The sequence below is a fragment of the Streptomyces sp. NPDC029216 genome, from assembly GCF_040648015.1.
Lineage (GTDB): Bacteria > Actinomycetota > Actinomycetes > Streptomycetales > Streptomycetaceae > Streptomyces.
This window is the reverse complement of the sequence record NZ_JBEZWL010000296.1, coordinates 1-2,132: the sequence shown is the minus strand read 5'-3', so window position 1 is coordinate 2,132 and position 2,132 is coordinate 1. Positions and strand designations below refer to the sequence as shown.

Below are 2,132 nucleotides of genomic sequence, written 5' to 3'. Positions count from 1 at the left end.
GCTCCCTTCGGTCGCGTCGCTTCGCGATGGCCTTCGGCCACCCTTGACAGCCCGACCCGCCCCGGAAAGACAAGGACTGCCGGGAAACCCCCAAAAGAACGGGACGGTTCTTCCTTGGCCATGCGGCTCCCTCAGCGATGAGGCGAGCAGGCCGGGTCCGGCAAACCGGGCATCCGGCCCCTCCAGATCCTGATGCGGGCCCAGCGCCCGCCCCAGATCGCTACGCGCTCCTCCCGTCTCAGCGTCCGCCGCCCGTCTGGGGCCGATACCCGCACCCAAGGACGATGGAATCGTCCTCCGGACCCACCCGGCGCTCCAGATCGCTACGCGCTGCCCAGATCTCGGCGGCCGGCGGCCGTCTTGGGCTTGTACCTGCACCACAGGACGACCAGGAGGGGCTGGCCCTAGGGTGTCTGGCGAAGTGAAGGAGTGATCGGTTCGATGACCAGCCCGGACGTGCGGGAGTTCAAGCCGTTGCGGCGGCGCGAGGTCCAGCGGATGCCTGAGGTTTTGGCCCGGCTGAGGGAGATACCGAAGCTGTGGCGCGGGGGACTGCAGGTGGCGCCCGTGCCGGTGCGGTGCGAGGGCGGCCGACATGTGCTGCGCACCGCGCGGCTGGTGCTGCACACGCCCCGGGACTTCCTGGACATGGAGATCGGCCTGGCCGCCGGAGCCGACGCCGACGCGCAGCATTGGCTCGGGGCGTCCGACCGGTTGGTGGTCGATGCCGCGACCGCCGAGCACCTGCTCGGCATCGATGACCACAACCGCGTCGAGCGGCTGAGCTCCTTCCCCGCCGCCATGCGCCGTGGGCTGACCCGGCCGCTTCCACCCGGCCCGATAGCGTGGCTGCTGGCCGTCGACGTGGAAACGGGCCGGGCCGCCGGTCTGAGTTCGCTCACCCCCGACGGTGAGATCGGCCTTCGGCTCGCCCCCACCCACCGAGGCCGGGGTCTGGGCACCGAACTCGTCGAGGCGACGACCCGCCTCGGCCACGCCCACCGAGGCCTGCAGACCGTACGGGCCGGCACCGAGCGGTCCAACGACCGCTGCCGGCGAGCCCTGAGCGCAGCAGGCTTCGTCCCCTGCGAGGGCCCGTCCCAGCACACCCTCGCCGACGGAAGGGTCACCGACGCCGTCTGGTACCAGCACGAGGCGAAGGAGAGCGAGAGTTTGGGCCCACGCCGAGATCCGGGCGTCGTGTAGCGATCTGATGCGCCTGGCGGGCCCGGAGGACCATTCCATCGTCCTCGGCTGCGGGTATCGGCCCCAGACGGCCGTCGGACGCTGAGATATGGGGAGCGCGTAGCGATCTGACGCGCCCGGCGGGCCAGGAGGACTATCTCCTCGTCCTGCCGTGCGGGTATCAGCCCAGGACGGCCGCCGGACGCTGAGACGGGAGGAGCGCGTAGCGATCTGGGGCGTAGACGCGCCCCAGGCCCCGAATCAGGGATCTGGAGGGGCCGGATGCCCGGTCTGCCGGAACCGGCCTGCCCGCCTGGTCGCTGAGGGAGCCGGATGTCCAATGAACAACCGTCCCGTTTCTTTGGGGTTTTCCCGGCAGTCTTTGTCTTTCCGGGGCGGGACGGGCTGTCAAGGGTCGCCGCAGGCGATCGCGAAGCGACGCGACCGAAGGGAGCGCCCTTGACTGACCGGCCCGAACCGGAAGGACAGTGGGACTGACGGGAAAACCCCAACCCTTCCCTGAGACCGTCCGGCCCGGATCCCGCCCCCTGGGTTCCGGGTTCGTTGTGTGCGGAGCGTGAGGGGCCCGGCCCGTTGCTGGGGTGCGCTGCGTGGGGCCGGGAGGGTGAGCGGGGCGTACCCTTTCGGGCTTAGCCGGGAGGGGGTTTGGGCGTCCACGCAGGGCCTTCGGGAGGGGTTCTGAGGGCTCGGGGGCCGGGGGTCCGCACTCGGATAGGTGAATCCGGTCGAGGGTGCCGTCAGAGGGCCGGGGTGGTTGCGGAGCGTGTTCGGGGGTCGTAGAAAACCCGCATCAAGTTACCGCCTGGTACCGCCGGGCTCGGTCTGATCGGGGGAATCGGCATGGACACCACCACGCGCGGCACCGTCGGCGGCGAGGGCAGCCGCAGCCGGCCGGGGGCGCCGGGCCGGACCCGGCCCGCCGGGCG

At 71.2% G+C, this 2,132-nt stretch carries 1 protein-coding gene; it reads left to right on the top strand.

The features are described from left to right. Positions 1 to 441: 441 nt before the first annotated feature. A complete protein-coding gene (locus tag AB0F18_RS39085) occupies positions 442 to 1,206 on the top strand; it encodes a GNAT family N-acetyltransferase (protein ID WP_362070272.1) in 765 nt (254 codons plus the stop codon). The last annotated feature ends 926 nt before the right edge of the window (positions 1,207 to 2,132 follow it).

What these genes read in the sequence shown, in the direction of transcription:
- AB0F18_RS39085 (WP_362070272.1), top strand. Translation starts at nt 442, where the DNA reads ATGACCAGCCCGGACGTGCGGGAGTTCAAGCCGTTGCGGCGGCGCGAG.